This window comes from Streptomyces sp. NPDC046909 (genome assembly GCF_040644695.1).
Taxonomy (GTDB): Bacteria; Actinomycetota; Actinomycetes; order Streptomycetales; family Streptomycetaceae; genus Streptomyces.
Genome location: NZ_JBEYXC010000026.1, coordinates 76,612 through 94,606 on the forward strand (window position 1 = coordinate 76,612; position 17,995 = coordinate 94,606).

Here is a 17,995-nt window from a genome sequence, read left to right on the forward strand (position 1 = left end):
GTCGCGGGAGCCGGACCGCGCCGGGGTCAGGTGCTGACGACCAGGGTGGGTCTCCAGATGCCGACCGGGATGGCCTACGACGAGTGGGAGCGGGCGGGACGCCAGCTCGCGGACGTCGTGGACTCCTCGATCTGGTGGCTGGCCGACTGGACGGTGCACGGCAAGGACCACTACACCGACCGCTACCAGCGCGGGATACGGGCCGTGGGCCTCTCCTACCAGACGCTGCGCAACTACGCGTGGGTCTCACGCCGTTTCGACGTCTCCCGGCGCCGGCCGTCCCTGAGCTTCCAGCACCACGCGGAGCTGGCCTCCATGACGGTCGCGGACCAGGAACTCTGGCTGGATCGCGCCGAACAGCACCAGTGGTCCACCAAGCAGCTGCGCAACGCCATCCGCGCCGCGCGCCAGAACGAGCAGCAGCCCGCCACCGGCACCGAGCCCAGCCGCCGCCTGGAGGTCCCGGGCAGCCGCCTCCAGTGGTGGGCCCGGGCGGCGGACCAACTGGGCGTCGACTTCGAACAGTGGGTGATGACCACCCTGGACAGCGCGGCCGCCACAGCCCTGGAGGACCTCCCCCACACAGCGGACCAGGAGAGCCTCCCCGCCCCCCAGCCCCTCAAGAGCCTCCCGGCCACGCCGACACCGGCCCCCGAAACCCCCGAGAACCGCACCGACCGCCCGCGCATGGCCGTCAGCGCCTGAACTCCCTGGCCGGAGGCCCGTCACCTCACGGCAGCCGGCTCATCAGGCCCGCTGTAGCGCGCTTGTACGTGCACGCGCTCTGGCCGAAGGACTCGCGGACGCGGGCGCGGACCTCGCCGGGCTGTTCCTGGCTGAGTTTGAACATGCCGTCCGCGCCGGTGACGGTGAAGCGGAAGGCGCCGACGCCGGGGACGATCTTGCGGAAGTAGTCGAGGGACTCGGTCATGTCCCAGCCGTTGCCGAAGGCGCCCTCGAAGGCGCGGACGGTGGCCTCCACGACCTCCAGGGTCTCCTCCGTGGTGTCGATCTTCTCGACCACCCCGCGGACATGCACGGCGGTGAAGTTCCAGGTGGGAGCGGCCGGAGTCACCTCGTACACGGTCGGCGACACATAGGAGTGCGGGCCGGTGAACGTCAGCAGCAGGACCCCGCCGTTCTCCAGCGCCGCCCACTGCGGGTTCTCCCGGTTCATATGCCCGAGCAGCGTCGCCCCCGGCAGTTCACCGGACCAGTCCGCGGAGGTCTCGGGGTCGAAGATGACCGGGAGATGCGTGGCGAACGGCCCGTTCTCGGCACTGCCATTGGCCACCGCGAGCGCCAATGGATTACCACGAATCAGGTCCACCATCCACGAACTCTCAGGTTCGCGATAAAAGCCGGGCACGAACATCCTGATTCACCCTTTCGGAAATTGGCGCAGGGCGTGACTCTGGCTCAGGGCATGCGAGTCGCGCGGATATTCTGAAGAATCCGCGCCGACCATATCTCCGTCCCGTCGGCAGGACAACGCTTTCGAATGTCCAGCAACCCGGAAGCAGCTCTCAAACGGTCTTCATGCCATCTTCTAGTGGCCTTTGAGATGCTCCCCGGGCGACACTGCAAAACGGTCTCTCGGGCCACCGGCCGAGTTTTCCAGACGCAATCGGGAGAATTTTCTATGGGCATAACGGGTAGGCGCGACCAAGAGATCTACGACGTGGTCGGCATAGGTTTCGGCCCGTCCAACATGTCGCTCGCGATCGCTCTGGAGGAGCACGGGGCGAGTGCGCCGCAGCATCCGGTCAAGTCGCACTTCTTCGAGCGGCAGCCCACCTTCGGCTGGCACCGGAACATGCTGCTGCCGTCGACGACGATGCAGATCTCCTTCCTCAAGGACCTGGCGACCTTCCGGAATCCGATGTCCCGGTTCAGCTTCGTCTCGTATCTGCACGCCTCCAACCGGCTCGTGCAGTTCGTGAACAACCAGGACTTCTTCCCGACCCGCCACGAGTTCCACCAGTACCTGGAGTGGGCGGCCGCCGGCCTCAGCGACCAGGTCACCTACGGCGCCGAGGTCACCTCGATCCGCCCCGCCACCGAGTCCGGCACCCGCAGGCCCGACCTGCTGGAGATCGAGGTGCGCACCGCCGACGGCACCCAGCTGGTCACCGCACGCAACGTGGTCATCTCCACGGGCCTGGTGCCGCGCCTCCCGGAGGGCGTCACCAGCGACGAACGGGTGTGGCACAGCTCGGAGTTCCTGAGCAAGTTCGACCTCCACGACCCGGCCGAGCTCAGAAGCGTCGCGGTCGTCGGCGCCGGCCAGAGCGCGGCGGAGATCACCCGCTTCTTCTACGACTCGCTGCCGCACGCCGAGGTGTCCGCGGTCATCCCGTCGTACGGCTACTCGGTCGCCGACGACACCCCGTTCGCCAACCAGGTCTTCGACCCGGACGCGGTGGACGAGTACTACTTCGGCACCGAGCGGACCCGGGACGCGTTCTGGCGCTACCACCGCAACACCAACTACTCGGTGGTCGACGCGGACGTCATCCGGGCGCTGTACCAGCGGTCGTACGACGAGCAGGTGCGCGGCAGCCAGCGGCTGTACTTCCGCAACCTCACCCGCGTCGAGGAGGTCAAGCGCCTCGGCAACCGGACACAGGTCGTGCTGCGCTCGCTGCTCGACGACCACACCGAGGAACTCGCCGTCGACGCCCTGGTGTTCGCCACCGGGTACGACGGTCTGGACCCGGCCCGCCTGCTGGGCAGCGAGTTCGATCTGAACTTCCAGCGCGACGCGGCGGGCCGGCACCGGGTGGAACGCGACTACCGTCTCGTCACCGCCTCGGATCTGACCAGCGGCGTCTACCTCCAGGGCGGCACCGAGCACAGCCACGGTCTGTCCTCGGCGCTGCTGTCGAACATCGCGGTGCGCAGCGGGGAGATCGCCGACTCGATCGTGCTGCGGCGCACCGAGCGGGAGCTGGACCGCACCTCGTCCGCCCAGGCCGCGCCCACGGCGGCCTGAGACGGCGACGCCGTGGGGGTGGGCCCCGGTGCTGCGGTCACGGCACCGGGGCCCACCCCCACGGCGATTGGCGGGTGCCGTCTCACGCGGCGCGGGCGGCGGCCATCGTCCGCTCCTCCACGTACGACAGGCACTGGTCGCGGCTCGCCGCACCGAACACGATCCGCCAGTCGGCGGGGGCGTCGGTGAACGAGGGCCACAACGAATACTGCTGTTCGCCGTTCACCAGAACAAAGAACCGGCCGTCGCCCCCGTCGAACGTGTCACTGCTCATCGATCCACCCCAATTCAAGCCTGCTTCAAGCCGCCCTCGATCCGCATTCAAGTGGAAAGCGAATCGTCTTCCCGTCACCACTGTCCCGTTGACAGGACGCGACTCGATCGCGGGACACTCAAGTGTGAATCGACTCCCGTCGGTTCTCGCCCTCCGCAATTCCACGAATTGTTTCCGTGCCGTCCTCAAGCGCATGCCCACCGGTCATCGAGAAGGAGTCGTGCCTATGAGCGCCATGACCGTCAGCGCGCACCCCGCCCTGGCCAAGGCCCAGTCCATCGGCGACGCCCTGCCGTGGCTGGCCCGCCATCAGGGCCGGACCGTCGTCATCAAGCTGGGCGGACACGCCATGGTCGACGACGACCTCACGGCGGCCTTCGCCCGCGACATCGTCTTCCTGCGCTATGCCGGGCTGCGGCCCGTCGTGGTGCACGGCGGCGGCCCGCAGATCGATGCCGAGCTCTCGCGGCGCGGTCTGAAGCGGGAGTTCAGGGCCGGGCTGCGGGTCACCTCGCCGGCCGCGATGGAAGTGGTGCGGATGGTGCTCGCGGGGCAGGTGCAGCGCGAACTGGTCGGGCTGATCAACCAGTTCAGCCCGCTCGCCGTCGGCCTGACGGGCGAGGACGCGGACACCCTCGTGGCGGTGCGGCATGTGCCGTGGATCGACGGGGAGCCGGTGGACGTCGGCCGGGTCGGCGACATCACCGCGGTGAACACCGGTGCCGTGGACAGCCTGCTGGCGGACGGCCGGATCCCCGTGGTCTCGCCGCTGGCCCGCAGCGCCGAGGACGGCCAGGTCTACAACGTCAACGCCGACACCGCGGCGGCCGCGCTCGCGACCGCGCTCCAGGCCGAGGCGCTCGTCATGCTCACCGATGTCGCGGGGCTGTGCGCGGGCTGGCCGCACAACACCGAGGTCATCCCGCGGCTGACCGCCGGCGAACTGGAGAAGCTGCTGCCGGAGCTGAGCGACGGCATGGTGCCGAAGATGACCGGCTGCCTGGACGCGGTACGGGGCGGTGTGGGCGCGGCCCGGGTGATCGACGGGCGGGTCCCGCACTCGGTGCTCCTGGAGATGTTCACCGACAACGGCGTCGGCACGGTGATCGTGCCGGACCCGGACGAGGTGGAGGTCCTGCCGTGACCGACCGCCGGCGCCCCCAGCGCCAGACCCTCGCCCCGGCCTGGCCCCGCCAGGCGGCCCTGCCGGGACCGGTGGCGTCCGAGCGCCGCACGCGCGTACTGGCGAGGACGCCGGCGCCCGTGGCGGGCACCGTGGACCTCGCCCAGCAGCTGCTGCCCCTCGCCCAGGGACTGGCCGCGGCGGCGGAGACCGACGTGGACAAGGCTCGCGCCCTGGCCCGCCAACTCGCCGCCACCCTCACCCCCGAGGCCCGCCTGTTCCTGGTGGACGCCCTGTCCGACACGGCCGCCGAGCATGCCGGCTTACAGCACGCCGGCGACCCGCAGACCGGCGGACAGCAGACCGGCGTCCCGCAGCCCGGCGGACGGCAGACCGGCGGACAGCAAGCCGGCGACTCGCAGCCCGGTGCACAACAGCCCAGCGACCCACACCCCGGCGACCCACAGCCCGGTGCACAACAGCCCAGCGACCCACACCCCGGCGACCCACAGCCCGGTGCACAACAGCCCAGCGACCCACACCCCGGCGGACGGCAGATCAGCGTCCCGCAGCCCCCCGCACGGCACGCCGACGAGGCTCTCGCCCACTGGGCCGGGCCGGCCGGCCGACCCGAGTTCTGGCCCGTCGCCGCCCTCCCGAACGATCCGCCCGCCGGTGACATCCGGCTGCGGTTCGCGTACGCGAGCGAGCTGGAACGGGCCGGTGCGGCCTTCGCCGCCGCGTCGGGCCCGGGTTTCGGCGAGGCGTGGAGCGACCCGGCGACGCTCGTGCTCCAGATCCCCGCCGACGCCGGGACGGAGACCCTCCGGGCCGTGCTCGGGGTCCTGGACGCGGCCGCGGTGACGCCCGAGTCGGTCACCGTGCACACCCACGAACTCGACGACGTCTTCGCCGCGTTCACGAGCCTGCCCTGACCTCTGATCCCGGACGTCGACGCGCCCGCCCTCGTCAGTGACGGCAGGCGGGCGCGGACAGGGAGGGGATGTGCACGCTCCACGGTAGGCAGACGCGCCCCCGACTCCCGTTTCCCGTACGGAACTTCGAGCTCAGGTATGGCGGCGTTCCATTCAGGCCGCCGCTCCCAGGCCGCCCTCCTCACGCTGTTCCTGCTCGGCGGCGTACACCGCGACGAACGCGGCGAGCCCCCGCACCCCGCCCCCGTCCGGCCCGAGCGGCGTGACCGGCACGCTCTGTCCGAGGCCGCGCGACAGCGTGCGGTGCGCCTTGAGCGCGGCGGCGACCAGCTCACCGGCGGGGCGTTCGGGCCCGCCGGCTCGGTCGGTGTCCTCGCCGGCCATCTCCTGTGCCGCCGCCCAGGCACGCGAGGCGATGTCCTCCCGGCGGGGGCGGTGCGGTACGGGTTGCAGGATCGGGTCCGGCTCAGGGTGCGCCATGGCTGCCTCCTCGGTTCGGGATGCTCTCGGTTCAGGCCAGGTCGTCGCGGGTCACCCGGCGGTGCGCGGTGCGCCACTCGCCCCGGACGCGGATCAGGACGTCCTCCATGACGCAGACGCACAGGACTTTGGAACCGCCTCCGCTCGGCGCGGCGTGCACCAGGGCCGAGCAGCGGGTGTGCAGCGACCCGTCGTCCTGGGGCTGTACGTCGAGCTTGCCGATCCAGTGCTGGAGACGACCGCCCGCCTGCCGTTGCCGTGCCGCACCGGCGCGCACATACCGGGCGAGCCCGGCGCGGCCCCGTACCGGCTCGGTCAGGGAGGGCAGTTCGAGTACGGCGTCCTCGGTGAAGGTACCGGCCCAGCGCTCGGTGTCGTGGGCGTCCAGGATCCGCATCTGGTGCGCGTAGAACCGCTGCACCTCCGCGTAGAGGGCGGGGAACTGCCCGCTGTGCAGCGTGCGTTCGGCGGTGCCCACCAGCTCGACGGTCATGTTCTCAGCCTCCGCTTCCGTCCCGGTACTCCAAGCGCTCCGGATTCGGTGCGGACAGTCTTTGAGGCGCGCATCGAGCATCCTTCAAATACCCCTCAAGCGCGCCCGCCGCCAACGACCGTAATGGCATGCACACGGCGACTATTACGGCGTAATAGCCCGAGGAACACGTCGAGTTGAAGGCAGGCGACAGCGTCCCGCGACGCACACGCCCGGAATCCCGGAGGCCTCCAGCGCAGCTCCAGCGCTTCACGAGAGAGTCGCAGGATCCGGTTGCCAAGGTCATGGCAAGGCTTTGCCAGACCTGAGCGGGTCGGGCGAGTCAGAGCCGTCGTCGAAGGAGCCCGCCCGATGTCCCTCTCCGACCTCGTCGAACAGCAGGTGCTCGCCCGGCCCGAGGCCGTCGCCGTCACCTGCCCGGACGGCAGCGGTCCTGGAACCACCCTCACCTACCGTGAGTTGAGCCGCACCGCCGACCGGCTGGCGGCGCATCTCGCGGCGCGGGGTGTCGGTCCGGGGGACCGGGTGGTGACCTGCCTGGGGCCGGGGACGGATCTGGTGACGGCGTTACTGGCGATCGTGCGGACGGGCGCGGCGTACGTCCCGCTCGACCCGGCGCATCCGGTTCTCCGGCGCCGGCTGATCGTGCGGGACTGCGCGGCCCGTGCCGTGGTGACGACCGCCGCCCACCTGCCCGACTTCGACGAACCGGGCCCCGTCCTGGTGGCCCTGGACACCGAGGCCGCCGAGATCGAGGCCCGCACCGACGTCCCGCCGCCGCGCGCGATGCCCGCCCCCGAGGACACGGCCTACGTCAGCTACACCTCCGGCACGACCGGCACCCCGAAGGGCGTCGTCGTACCGCACCGGGCGGTCCTGGACCTCGTAGGGACAACGGACTATCTGCGCCTGGAGCCGTGGGACGTGGTCGCACAGGCGGCCAACCCCGCCTTCGACGCGTTCACGTTCGAGATGTGGGGGACCCTGACTGCGGGCGGTCGGCTGGTGGTTCTGGACCGGGACACGGTTGTCGATCCGGAGGCGCTGGAGCGGGCGCTGCGGGCGTACGGCATCACGGTGATGTTCCTGACGACGGCGCTGTTCCACCGGGTCGCCGATGAGCGGCCCGCCGCGCTGGACGGGCTGCGGGCCGTGCTGTTCGGCGGGGAGCGGTGTGACCCGCGGCGGGTGCGGGAGGTCGTGGAGGCGGGGCCGCCGAGGCGGCTGCTGCACATGTACGGACCGACGGAGGCGACCACGTTCGCCACCTGGTACGAGGTGCCCCGGGTGCCCGGCGACGAGGCGGTGCCGATCGGCCGTCCCGTGGGCACCACCCGGGCGGTCGTCGTCGACGCCGCCGGGGCCCCGGTCGGGCCGGGCGGCACCGGTGAACTGCTGCTGGGCGGGCCCGGGTTGGCCACCGGCTACCTGGGCCTGCCCCAGCTGACCGGCGAACGCTTCGTCGAGGACCGCTTCACCGGCGGCACCGGACCGCTGTACCGCACCGGCGACCGGGTGCGGGTGCGCGAGGACGGCGACCTGGAGTTCGCGGGCCGCTTCGACGACCAGGTCAAGCTGCGGGGCTTCCGTATCGAACTCGGCGAGATCGAGACCGTGCTGCGGCAGCACCCCGCGGTGAAGGCCGCGGTGGCGTCGGTGCAGGAGACCCCCGACGGCGACCGCCGCCTGGTCGCCCACGTCGTACCGGCCACCCCCACCGCGCAGGCCCCGCACCCGAACGCGCAGGTCACCGAGTGGAAGGAGATCTACGACACCCTGTACGCGGACGGCGCGGACAGCCGTCTCGGGCAGAACTTCGCGGGCTGGCACAGCAGTTACGACACCCGGCCGATCCCGCCTGAGCACATCGAGGAACTGCGCGCGGCGACCGTACAGCGGATACGGGAGCTGGGCGGCCGCCGGATCCTGGAGATCGGGGCCGGCGCGGGGCTGCTGCTTGCGGAGCTCGCCGCCGACGAGGAGTGCGAGGAGTACTGGGCGACCGACCTGTCCCAGTCGGCGGTGACGGCCCTGCGCACCCAGGTCGAGGCGGACGCGGCGCTGCGGGACAAGGTGCGGGTGAGCCGGCAGGCCGCGTACGACACGAACGATCTGCCGACCGGCCACTTCGACACGATCGTCGTCAACTCGGTGATCCAGTACTTCCCCCACCTCGGCCATCTGCGGGTCGTCGTGGACCGTCTGCTGCCGCTCCTCGCGCCGGGCGGCGCCCTGTTCCTGGGCGACATCCGCAACCTGGAGCTGTCCCGCTGCCTTCAGACCGGCGTGGAACTCGCCGACGGCGGCGCCACCGGCCGCGACCTTCCGTCGGTGCGCCGCGGAATCGCCCGCCGGGTGGAGCTGGAGACCGAACTCCTGCTGGCCCCGGCCCTGTTCGCGGCGCTGGCCCGGGAACAGCCCGCCGTCCGCGCGGTCGACGTCCGCCTCAAGCGGGGCACGCACCACAACGAACTGACCCGCTACCGCTACGAGGCGGTCCTGAGCACCGCCGACCCGGTCGTCGACCTCGCGGACGCCCCGTGGGTGCGCTGGGGCGCGGAGGTCACGGACACCGCGACGCTCCAGGCGTATCTGCGCGACAAGCAGCCCGCCGCCCTGCGCGTCAAGGCCGTGCCCAACGCCCGCGTGCACGGCGAATGGGCGGCCCTGCGCGAACTGACCGCCCCCGAGGGCACCGTCGCCGCCGCGACGGCCCGCCTCACCGAGCCCGCCCCCGCACCCGACCCGGAGGAGCTGTGCCGGGCGGCCGAGGAGCTCGGCTTCCGCGCGCTGCCCACGTGGTCGCCGGGCGCCCCCGAGGCGTTCGACCTGGTGCTGCTCGCCCCGGACGCCGTGCCCGCGGGCCCGCTGACGTCGGTGTACGCGGCGCCGATGCGGACGGCCGAGCGGTGCGCGGGCACCCCCAACGCCTTCGAGCGGACCGTGGACCTGGAGGCGGCCCTCCGCACCCACCTGCGCGAACGCCTCCCCGACCACATGATCCCGGCCGCCCTGGTCACCCTCACCGAACTCCCGCTGGCCTCCGCCGGAAAGGTGGACCGCCGCGCGCTGCCCGCCTGCGCGTTCACCCCGGACCGCCCCGGCACCCCGCCCGGCACCCCCGTGCAGGAGATCGTCCGCGACCTCTTCGCGGAGGCACTGGGCGTCCCCCGCTGGGTGGTGCACGCCGACTCCGACTTCTTCCGCCTGGGCGGCCACTCCCTCTCCGCCGCCCGCCTCCTCAAGCGCGTCCGCCAGATCTTCGGCACGGCCCCCGGCAACGGCACGGTGTACGACGCGGCGACCCCGGCGCTCCTGGCGAACCTGATCGGCGATCCGGCGGCCGCGCAGACCGGCCCGGTCGGCTCGGCGACGGCCAGCGCGGTCCTGCCGCTCCGGCTGCGCGGCGCCCTGGACCGCCCGGCCCTGGAGGCGGCCCTGCTCGACCTGGGCCGCCGCCACGAGACGCTGCGCAACTCACGCCTGAGCGCGGCGGGCACCCGGCTGCGCACCCTCGCCCCCGACGACCACGTCCTGGAACTGGCGGTGCCCGCCGACGCCGTCGACCAGTGGTCCCAGCTCCCCCTGGCCGCGGACCTGGCCCGCGCCTACGAGGCCCGCGCCACCGGCGACACCCCGCGCTGGTCGGCCCCGGCGTACGGCGAGGTCCCGCGCGCCAAGTGGGGCCAGGCGGCGCCGACCGCGCTCCCGGGCGCCCCGGGCGGACCCGCCGGCGGCCCGGTCGGCAACCTGGGCGGAACGATCGACGCCGCCCTGCACGAGCGGCTGACCCGGTTCGCCGCCGAACAGGGCGCCACCTTGTTCATGGTGCTCCACGCGGCACTGGCGGCCCTGCTCACGCAGCTCGGCGCGGGTGACCGTACGACGGTGGCGGCCCCGGTCCCGGCCCGCAACAGCGACGCACTGCGCCGCTCGGTGGGCCCGTACGGACGCGTGCTCGCGCTGACGGTCGACGGCTCCGGCGACCCGGCGTTCGTGGAGCTGCTGAAACGAGCCCGGGCCGCCGCCCTGACCGCGTACCAGGACGGCGCGGCTCCCCTGGCCGAGCCGGGCGGAGTCTCCCTGACCGTGCTGCAACAGGCGACCGCCGTCTACGCGGCAGCGGGCCTGTCCATCCAGCCCGAGCCAGCCCAACTCCCCTGCGCACCCTCTGAGTTGGCCCTCACCCTCATAGAACGCCAGGACGCGGAAGGAGCCCCGGCAGGCATATCCCTCTCCGCCGTGTTCCGCTCCGACGACGTGGGCGAGGCGGTCGCGGCGACCCTGACGGGCCAACTGGTGGCCGTACTGGAGTCGGCCCTCGCCGACCCGGGCTGCCCGCTGAGCAGGCTGGCCCCGACAGCCCCGGCGCTCGCCGAGGACGTGAACGGCTGGGTCGGGGAGGCCCTGCGGCTGCCGCGGGCGACCGTGGCGGGCCTGTTCGCCGAACGGGTCGGCCGGGGCCCCGAGCGTCCGGCGCTCGCCGGCGTCGACCGGGCCGAACTGGACTCCCGCTCCGACCTGTTGGCCCACGTCCTCCTGGAACACCGGGCGGGCACCGGCTCCATCGTGGCCACCGCCATCTCCTCCCCCACGGCCTTCGCGGTCGCCGCGCTCGCCGTGGCCAAGGCGGGCGCGGTCTGCCTGCCGCTCGACCCGACCGCCGGGATCCCCGACGGCGTACGCCCCACCGTCCTGCTCCTCGACGAGGCCGCCGACCGGGCCCTGCCCCCCGTCCCCGGAGCGGTACGCCTCGTACGCGACCCGGCGGCCGACGCCCTCGCCGCGGGCGGCCGTTGGCCGGTCCGCGACAGCGACCGGATCCGCCCGCTCGGCCACGGCGACCCACTGCTCCTCGCCCCCTGCGGGGAGGGCATCGCGGTCATCGGCGGCGAGTCCGTGGTCGCCGAGAGCGTCGCCGCCCCCTCCGACCTGCCCCGCCGGGCGGCCTGGCTGGTCCGCGGCTACCCCGACGCCGACGCCACGCTCGGCCTCCTCGGCGCACTGGCCTCCGGCACCCACGTCGTCGTACCACCCGCGTCCCTGCACGAGAGCGGGGCCGTCGCCGTACTGCGCTGGCTGCGCGAGCGGGAGGCCGGCACGGTCCTGGGCGGCGGCCGCGACCGCGAACTGGTCGCGCTGGCCCGCGCCGAGGGCTGGCCCCTGACCAAGAGCGGCGGCAGCGCGGAGGCCCGCCTGGTCGTCGAACACGGCCCCGGCCCCCGCACCATGCCGGTGCGCGGCCACCGCGTGTACGTCCTCGACGAACTGATGCGCCCCGTCGCCCCCGGCGACACCGGCGCCCTCTACATCGGCGGCGTGGGCGTCGCCCAGGGGTACGCCGGCCTCCCCGGCGCGACCGGCGAACGCTTCGTCCCCGACCCCTTCGGCGGCGCCTCCGGCACGGCCCGCATGTGGCGCACCGGCCGCTCCGCCCGCCCGGCCGCCGACGGCTCCCTCCAACTCCTGGACGAACCCTGGGAGTCGGACCCCTACAACGACGTCTACGCCACCTTCGTCGTCGTCCGCGACACCAACGGCCGCAGCGCCCTGTGGCCGGCCGCGGCGACGATCCCGGAGGGCTGGCGGCAGACCCACGCGGAGGACCTGTACGACATGTGCGTGGACCACCTCAACATGGGCCCGGAGGCAGGCTGACGGACGAGAGAGCGGGCGCGCGGACTGGCGGCCGGGCCGAGGAGCAGGCTCAGCCCGTGAGTCGGCCGACGCGCAGGCTCACCCCTCTCTCGCCGTCAGCAGTAAGTCGGCCACCACGCCCCACAGTTCCGTCGCCAGGTCCAGGCTCGCGTCCGTCTGGGCACGCAGGGCGAGGCCGCGCAGGGCGTGGAGGGCGGTGTCGTCGCCGGACAGGAACCGGAGCCGGTGGCGCAGGACGTCGAGCCGGACGCGATCGCGGTAGGTCAACCGCGGCGCGTCCGTGACCAGTTCGGCCAGCAAGTCCCCCGCCTCCTCATGACGCCCCGCGTGGAACGCCAACTCCGCCTTGAGCAGGGCGAGTTCCTGACGCAGGGCGGCCGTGCCGACGAAGGCGAGAGCGGGTTCGGCGGCGGCGACGCAGTGCGCGGCGTCGGCGGTGCGGGGCGGGGTGCGCTGGAGGTGGAGGCGGGCCGCGGCGAACCGCAGCCGCAGCCACAGCACGAGGTCCTCGCCGCCGGAGTACCCCTCCAGGGCCCGGTCGAGGAGGACCTGCGCGGCGGCGTGCTCGCCCTGCCGTACCCGCACGGCGGCCGCGGTCCACAGCGCCTCGGCCCACAGGGTGTCCGTACGCCCCTCGACCAGCCCGGTGAGTTCATCGGCGTGCGCCCGCGCCTCCGGCAGCCGCCCCGCCTCGGCCTCGACGGACACGAGGGCGAGCAGCACGCCCGCACGGTCCTCCACACCGAGTCCGTCGGCGAGGGCGTGGGCGGTGAGGGCGGCGTGGAGGGCGGGGCCGATCTCGCCGAGGGAGCGCAGACAGCGGGCGAGCCCGGTCAGGCCGCGCACCCGCAGCTCGGCCAGCCCGATCTCCTCGCCCAGCGCGACAAGTTGGTCGAGATGCGCCCGCTGCCCGGCATGGTCGCCCTCCCCTCGCCGCTCCCGCGCCAGCAGCCACAACGCCTGCCAGCGCAGCACGGGGTCGGCGGCGGGGTCGCCGGCCAGCGCCTCCCGTACGGCGTCGGCGGCGGCGTCGGTGGACCGTTCGGGCAGGGAGGCGGCCAGGGCGAGGGCGTCGGCGAGCGAGCCGGCGGCGGGTGCGGCGAGGTCGTCGGGCGGTACGCCGAGGCGGGCGGCGAGGTAGGTGACGGCGTGGGGGGTGGGCCGGCGGGCTCCGGTCTCCAGCCGCGAGAGGTACGCGGTGGACATGCCGTCACCGGCCAGCGCGGTCTGCGACAGGCCTTGGGCGGCGCGCAGTTGACGCAGGCGCCGGCCGAACGCGGGCTGCTGGAGCATGGTGCCCGAGGCTAGGCGGGCGGCAAGGGCCGGGCAAACACTTGCCTGACCCGATGGACCTGCTCTCAGGCGGAGTTGGCGCGCTCCTGGCCCGGCCGTCGAGTGTCCCTCAAGCGGACTTCATGCGGTTCCGTGGACCCTCTCAAGCGGCGGCGCAACCACCGGGAGGTCCTCATGCCGAAGCACCCGTTCCTGTCCGACGAGGACGACATCGGCTGGCCCAGGCGCTGATTCCGGCGCCGCGCGGCGGCACGGGCTCACAGATCGAGGACGGCGCGCAGCGCGTTGTCGACGAGGGCCTGCTGCTCGGGCCCGATGTTGCCGTGCGCGGTGGCCGTCTCGAACCGGGAGGCGGCCAGCTGGAGCAGATTCACGGCGACGACCGACGCGTCGAGCGGTGAGGTCAGGCGCACGCTCATCGCGGTGTCGGGGTGGGAGGCCGGTGCGTGCAGCACGAGGGCGACGACCGCCCCGTACGCCTCGGCGAGCCCGTCGAGACTGACGACGAGCACCGTGCGCACGCCTTTGCCGGTGTCGACGTCGTAGACGTCCCCCTTGCGCAGGCTCACAGGGCGTCGCCCTCGCCGTCGAGGTCGAGGGGGCCGAGCACGGCGAGCTTGCGGGCGGCGTCGAGGGTCATCTGCCGGCGCACGGCGCGCAGGATGTAGTCGTTGAGCGAGGGCGCGTCGGCGGCGGCGTCGCGCAGCGCCTTGTCCATGGCGTCCGGGATCCGCAGGGTGATGGCAGTCATGCCACCAAATCTAGTGGCAGCATCGCCGTCACGACAGTCCCGAACACCAGACCCACCCCAGTCGAACACTCATTCGCCTACGTCAGTCCGCCGCCGCCTCCCGCAGCGCCCGCGCCAGCTCCCGCGCCCCGTCCTCGTCCTCGCCGCTGCCGAGCACCACCAGCGGCGACGCCCCGCCCTCCGCCACCAGGTGGCGGGCGAGCTCGTACGCGATGGCACCGGCCCCGGAGAACCCGCCCAGCACCAGCCGGCCGCCCGGTCCGGCGACCGGGCCGAGCGCGGCCGCGGCGGCGCCCGGGACGTCCGCCGCCGACGCCCGCAGGACGAACAGCGCCTCGGGACCGTCGTAGGAGCGCACCAGGGCGTGATGCCAGGCGTCGGGCGCGCCGGGTGCGGCGACGAGGCAGAGCGTGGCCCGGCCCGGCAGGGTCGCCGGGCGCAGCGGGACGAGCAGGCCCTCGGCCTGGGCGCGGTCGTGCACGCGGGGCAGTTCCGGGTCACCGAGGGCGCCGATCACCTCGCCGACGGTGGTCGACTCCCGTACCCCGTAGGGCAGTCGGCGCAGCAGGCGGGCGCCTTCGACGAGCATGGCCTGGGTCTTGTCGTCCTCAAGGCGTTCGCGGTCGTGGACGGCGGAGAGCACCAGTCCGCCGCGTCCGTCGTGGTGGGCGACCACGCCGAGCGCGCTCGCGGTGCGGGCCGCGGCGGGCACCGGGTGTTCGACGTGCACGCCGTGCGCGGCGAGGGCGCCGGTGATGCGGTCGTCGCGGCGCGGGGCATGTTCGAAGGCGAGCAGGGTCTCGGCGGGCTCGGCACCCTCCCGGCCCAGCCACTCCTGGATCCGGCCGGCCGAGGTCCACTCGTAGGCGGCCATGTCGAGGACCCGGTCCCGCAGGGTGCGCAGCAGCCGGGCCACGGTGTCGGCCGGGTCGACCACGACGGTCAGCGGCAGCGGCCCGGCGAAGGGGCCGGGGATCCGCTCGATGTCCTCCAGGAGGATGCCGCGGCCCGAGAAGGAGACGCCGAAGCCGACCCGGACGGGCCCGCGCAGCGCGCCGGAGGCCCGGTACAGGAGCATCGCCCACACGGCGTGCAGGGCGCTGGACTCGGTGGCGCCCCAGCGGGCGGCCCAGTGGGCGAGCCGGGTCGTCTCGGCCCGGGAGAGCCGGGTGCGGCTGCGGCCGGCGCCGTCGTGGCCGGTGCGGGTGCCGGGGGCGGCGCGGGGCAGCAGGACGGGCGCGGTGACGGCGGCGGTGCGGCGCCAGAAGTCCCGGGCGGGCCCGGGGTCCTGGCGGTCCAGCCAGCGGGTGTAGTCGCGCAGGTCGGGCCGGCGCTCACCGCCGGGCAGGGTGCCGCCGGCGAGGTAGGCGCGGTAGAACTCGCGGACCAGGACGCGCACGCTCCAGCCGTCGAGGAGGGCGCGGTGGAAGGTGAGGACGACCTCGGTGGGCGGTTCCTCGTCGACGGAGTCTGCCGAGCGGACGGGCGGTCCGGCGAGCAGGGCGATCCGCAGGAGCCCGGGGCGGCGCAGGTCGAAGCCGCGGGCGCGTTCGGCGGCGAGGAGGTGCTCGCGGCCGGCGTAGGTGCCGTGCGGGTGGTCGGTGACGTCGGGTTCGCAGTGGTCGAACAGGACGGCACGGGGGTGCGGGTCCCACACGAACGCGGACCGCAGGACGGTCTCGCACTCGAACACGGCCTGCCAGGCGGCGGTGAACCGGCCGCGGTCCAGCGGCCCGTGCCAGCGCCAGGCGAGCTGCTCGATCTGGTGGTCGGGGCCGCCGCTCGCGTCGGCGAGCAGTTCGCGCTGCAACGGGGTCACCGCGAAGGTCTGCGGCAGCGGCCCGTACGCGCTGGTCCGTACGCCCTCGCCCTCGGTGACGGACGCCGGGTCGGGGGCCGCGACCGGGGTGCTGGTGATGAGGTCGGCGAGGAGCCCGGCCGGGTAGGGCGCGGGATCACCGGCCGGGGAGGGGAGTTCGAGGGTGTGGTGCTCGGGGCCGTGGCGGTGCAGCCGCAGTTCGTCGGTGAACGGCGTGGGATGGCCGGCCGCGATCCGGTCGAGCGCGGCCCGGAACAGGGCCATGTCGAGCCGGCCCCGCAGTTCCAGCACCGGCCGGGACTCCAGGGTGTGGTGTCCGGGGTCGAGGACCACGGTCATGGTCGGTGCCGGGGAGCGATCCGTCGGCATCGGTTGTCCTCCTCTCCTGGCTCACGGACCTTCGATCATGAAGGGCCGCGCCACGTGCCGCTGACACGGCGCTGACACGGGTCAGCAGGGATGGCGCAGGCCGGTCTCGAACGCGTAGATCGCCGCGTGGACCCGGTTGCGCAGGCGCAGCTTGTGCAGCAGGTTCTGCACATGGGTCTTGACCGTGTGTTCGGAGAGGGAGAGCTGGGCGGCGATCTCGCCGTTGGACAGTCCCCGGGCGAGCAGTTCGAGCACCTCGCACTCGCGGTCGGTGAGCTGATCGGGGCTGACACGGGAGACCTGCGACACCTGGGAGCCCTGCGAACCCCGGGACTCCCCCGACTCCCGGGCGCTGGCGGCGGCGGTGGCACGATGCACCGACCGCGCCGTCTCATGGACGAAGGTGTACCCGGCGGCGGCCAGCACAACGGCGGAGGCCAGCTGCCCCGCGGTGGCGGTGGCGGGCAGATGCCCATGGGCCAGCCCTCCAGACCCAGGCATCCCGGGCGCCCCCGGCGCGGCATCGCCCATGGTCAGCAGCCGTACGCCGTCCCCGGCGGCGCGGGTCAGCTCGCGGGCGCGGTCGGCAGCAAGGGGTCCGTGCGCCACGAGTACGTGGGGGCGGCGGGAGCGCAGCGCGGTCGCGGCCTCCGGTCCCGGACCGGACTCACCGGTGACACGGATGCCCGGATGCCCTTCGAGAAGGGTGCGGATACCGGTGCGCGCCAGCGGGTCGGCGCCGACGACATGCACCCGCACCGGGGCGCCTGCGGTGGTGGTCGCGGGGGCCGGGTCCGGCTCGTCCGCCCACGCTCTGGTCAGGGCCTGGGCGGTGGGCAGTACGTGCAGGGTGGCGTGCCGCTCGTCCATGGCTGCCTCCTCACACTCGACACCGGCCACGGTAGTGGCGCGCGCGGCGCCTCCCGGTTTCCTGTGGCGTTCGTCTAGCGTTCCGCGAGCGGTTCCGACTGCTGCTCCCGGTGCTCCAGCGCGACGAGTTCGGCGACGGCGCCGAGGAAGCCGTCGTCGAGCATGGTCTCCACGCGGGTGTCCTTGGAGGGGTCGAGGCCGGTGTCGTGGCAGGCGATGCTGACGAGGTAGCGGCCGAGGGTGGGCCAGGTCCCGAAGGCCCACTCGCCGCGGGCGGCGGGCCGGCCGTCGGGAGCGAGCAGCGCGGGGCTGCCGACCCCGAACCCGAACTCGGTGAACGACAGCCGCAGTCCCTGCCCGATGGCCTTGGTGTACGCCTCCTTCAGGGTCCACAGCCGCAGCATCGCCGCGGACTGCTCGTCCTCGGACAGCAGGGCGAGCTCCTGCTTCTCGTCAAAGGTGCAGACATGGTCCTGCATCAGCTCGAACGACATCCGCCGCCCGGCCGGTTCGGTGTCCACGCCGATCCGCCCGAGCCTGCTGATGCCTACGGCGATCAGCTCGTCGGTGTGCGTGAGGCTGACGTCGATCTGATCGAAGCCCCGCAAATAGGGCCGGCCGCCGAGCCGGTAGGCGAGGTCGATGTCCCCCGGGTCGAGGGCGAGGGCGGCCGCGGCGGTGTACTTCACGGCGAGGCGCGAGGCGGCGAACCGGGTCCGCACGACCGGATCGGGAGTACGCCGGTAACGCTGCCAGTCCCGCCCGAGAAGAGCACGCAGCCCAGGATCGCCGGTGATGCTGGGCAGCCACTCCCCCCACGTGGTGCACACGGTGGCGTTCCCGCGCACCTCCATGCCCTCCCGCACCTGCTGCCAGGGCCCGCGGGGACCGCTGATGTGCACGGGCGGTGTGATGCGCTGATCGTTCTCGGTCAT

General features: G+C 73.5%; 15 protein-coding genes. 5 read left to right on the plus strand and 10 right to left on the minus strand.

What is annotated here, in order from left to right:
• Positions 1–45: 45 nt before the first annotated feature.
• On the plus strand, positions 46–705 hold the full coding sequence (locus ABZ928_RS49155) for an LmbU family transcriptional regulator (RefSeq protein ID WP_361535385.1): 660 nt from the start codon (positions 46–48) through the stop codon (positions 703–705).
• A gap of 25 nt (positions 706–730) precedes the next feature.
• Here ABZ928_RS49155 and ABZ928_RS49160 read toward each other — a convergent pair whose 3' ends face one another.
• Positions 731–1,375 carry an FMN-binding negative transcriptional regulator gene (locus ABZ928_RS49160; protein WP_361535388.1) on the minus strand — a complete coding sequence of 215 codons (645 nt, stop codon included), beginning with the start codon at positions 1,373–1,375 and terminating at the stop codon, positions 731–733.
• A 267-nt stretch (positions 1,376–1,642) separates the two neighbouring features.
• Here ABZ928_RS49160 and ABZ928_RS49165 point away from each other — a divergent pair, with 267 nt between their 5' ends.
• The gene (locus ABZ928_RS49165) at positions 1,643–2,995 is read left to right on the plus strand and encodes a lysine N(6)-hydroxylase/L-ornithine N(5)-oxygenase family protein (protein WP_361535391.1); all 1,353 of its coding nucleotides are present in this window, start codon (positions 1,643–1,645) and stop codon (positions 2,993–2,995) included.
• A gap of 82 nt (positions 2,996–3,077) precedes the next feature.
• Here the strand turns inward: ABZ928_RS49165 and ABZ928_RS49170 are convergent, their stop codons facing one another.
• A complete protein-coding gene (locus ABZ928_RS49170; RefSeq protein ID WP_361535394.1) occupies positions 3,078–3,269 on the minus strand; it encodes an MbtH family protein in 192 nt (63 codons plus the stop codon).
• Between the two features lie 235 nt (positions 3,270–3,504).
• On the opposite strand from ABZ928_RS49170, the gene argB reads away from it, so the two are divergent.
• Together argB and ABZ928_RS49180 are read left to right on the plus strand one after the other, a co-directional pair.
• A complete protein-coding gene (gene argB / locus ABZ928_RS49175) occupies positions 3,505–4,413 on the plus strand; it encodes an acetylglutamate kinase (protein WP_361535545.1) in 909 nt (302 codons plus the stop codon).
• Entirely contained in the window at positions 4,410–5,327 is a 918-nt protein-coding gene (locus ABZ928_RS49180; RefSeq protein ID WP_361535397.1) for a hypothetical protein, read from the plus strand. The genes argB and ABZ928_RS49180 overlap by 4 nt, the downstream gene beginning before the upstream one ends.
• A 153-nt stretch (positions 5,328–5,480) precedes the next feature.
• On the opposite strand, the gene ABZ928_RS49185 is transcribed toward ABZ928_RS49180, so the two are convergent.
• Together ABZ928_RS49185 and ABZ928_RS49190 are read right to left on the minus strand one after the other, a co-directional pair.
• Positions 5,481–5,807, minus strand: a complete 327-nt coding sequence (locus ABZ928_RS49185; RefSeq protein ID WP_361535400.1) for a hypothetical protein — start codon at positions 5,805–5,807, stop codon at positions 5,481–5,483.
• 31 nt (positions 5,808–5,838) lie between these two features.
• Positions 5,839–6,300, minus strand: coding sequence for a nuclear transport factor 2 family protein (locus tag ABZ928_RS49190; RefSeq protein WP_361535403.1), 462 nt, complete (start codon positions 6,298–6,300; stop codon positions 5,839–5,841).
• A 351-nt stretch (positions 6,301–6,651) separates the two neighbouring features.
• Here ABZ928_RS49190 and ABZ928_RS49195 point away from each other — a divergent pair, with 351 nt between their 5' ends.
• A complete protein-coding gene (locus tag ABZ928_RS49195) occupies positions 6,652–11,958 on the plus strand; it encodes an amino acid adenylation domain-containing protein (protein ID WP_361535406.1) in 5,307 nt (1,768 codons plus the stop codon).
• 78 nt (positions 11,959–12,036) lie between these two features.
• Here ABZ928_RS49195 and ABZ928_RS49200 read toward each other — a convergent pair whose 3' ends face one another.
• The 6 genes from ABZ928_RS49200 to ABZ928_RS49225 all read right to left on the minus strand — a co-directional run bounded on the left by ABZ928_RS49200 (position 12,037) and on the right by ABZ928_RS49225 (position 17,995).
• Positions 12,037–13,251 carry a helix-turn-helix transcriptional regulator gene (locus ABZ928_RS49200; RefSeq protein ID WP_361535408.1) on the minus strand — a complete coding sequence of 405 codons (1,215 nt, stop codon included), beginning with the start codon at positions 13,249–13,251 and terminating at the stop codon, positions 12,037–12,039.
• A gap of 257 nt (positions 13,252–13,508) precedes the next feature.
• Complete coding sequence (locus ABZ928_RS49205) at positions 13,509–13,820, minus strand: hypothetical protein (protein WP_361535415.1); 312 nt, start codon at positions 13,818–13,820, stop codon at positions 13,509–13,511.
• Positions 13,817–14,002 carry a hypothetical protein gene (locus ABZ928_RS49210; protein ID WP_361535418.1) on the minus strand — a complete coding sequence of 62 codons (186 nt, stop codon included), beginning with the start codon at positions 14,000–14,002 and terminating at the stop codon, positions 13,817–13,819. Before ABZ928_RS49210 ends, ABZ928_RS49205 begins: the two co-directional genes overlap by 4 nt.
• A gap of 82 nt (positions 14,003–14,084) precedes the next feature.
• Positions 14,085–16,190 (minus strand): condensation domain-containing protein, encoded by a 2,106-nt coding sequence (locus ABZ928_RS49215; protein ID WP_361535421.1) that lies wholly within the window; start codon positions 16,188–16,190, stop codon positions 14,085–14,087.
• An 81-nt stretch (positions 16,191–16,271) separates the two neighbouring features.
• Positions 16,272–17,060: a response regulator transcription factor gene (locus tag ABZ928_RS49220; protein ID WP_361535424.1), complete on the minus strand. Its 789-nt coding sequence runs from the start codon at positions 17,058–17,060 to the stop codon at positions 16,272–16,274.
• A 74-nt stretch (positions 17,061–17,134) separates the two neighbouring features.
• A complete protein-coding gene (locus tag ABZ928_RS49225) occupies positions 17,135–17,995 on the minus strand; it encodes a 4'-phosphopantetheinyl transferase superfamily protein (protein WP_361535427.1) in 861 nt (286 codons plus the stop codon).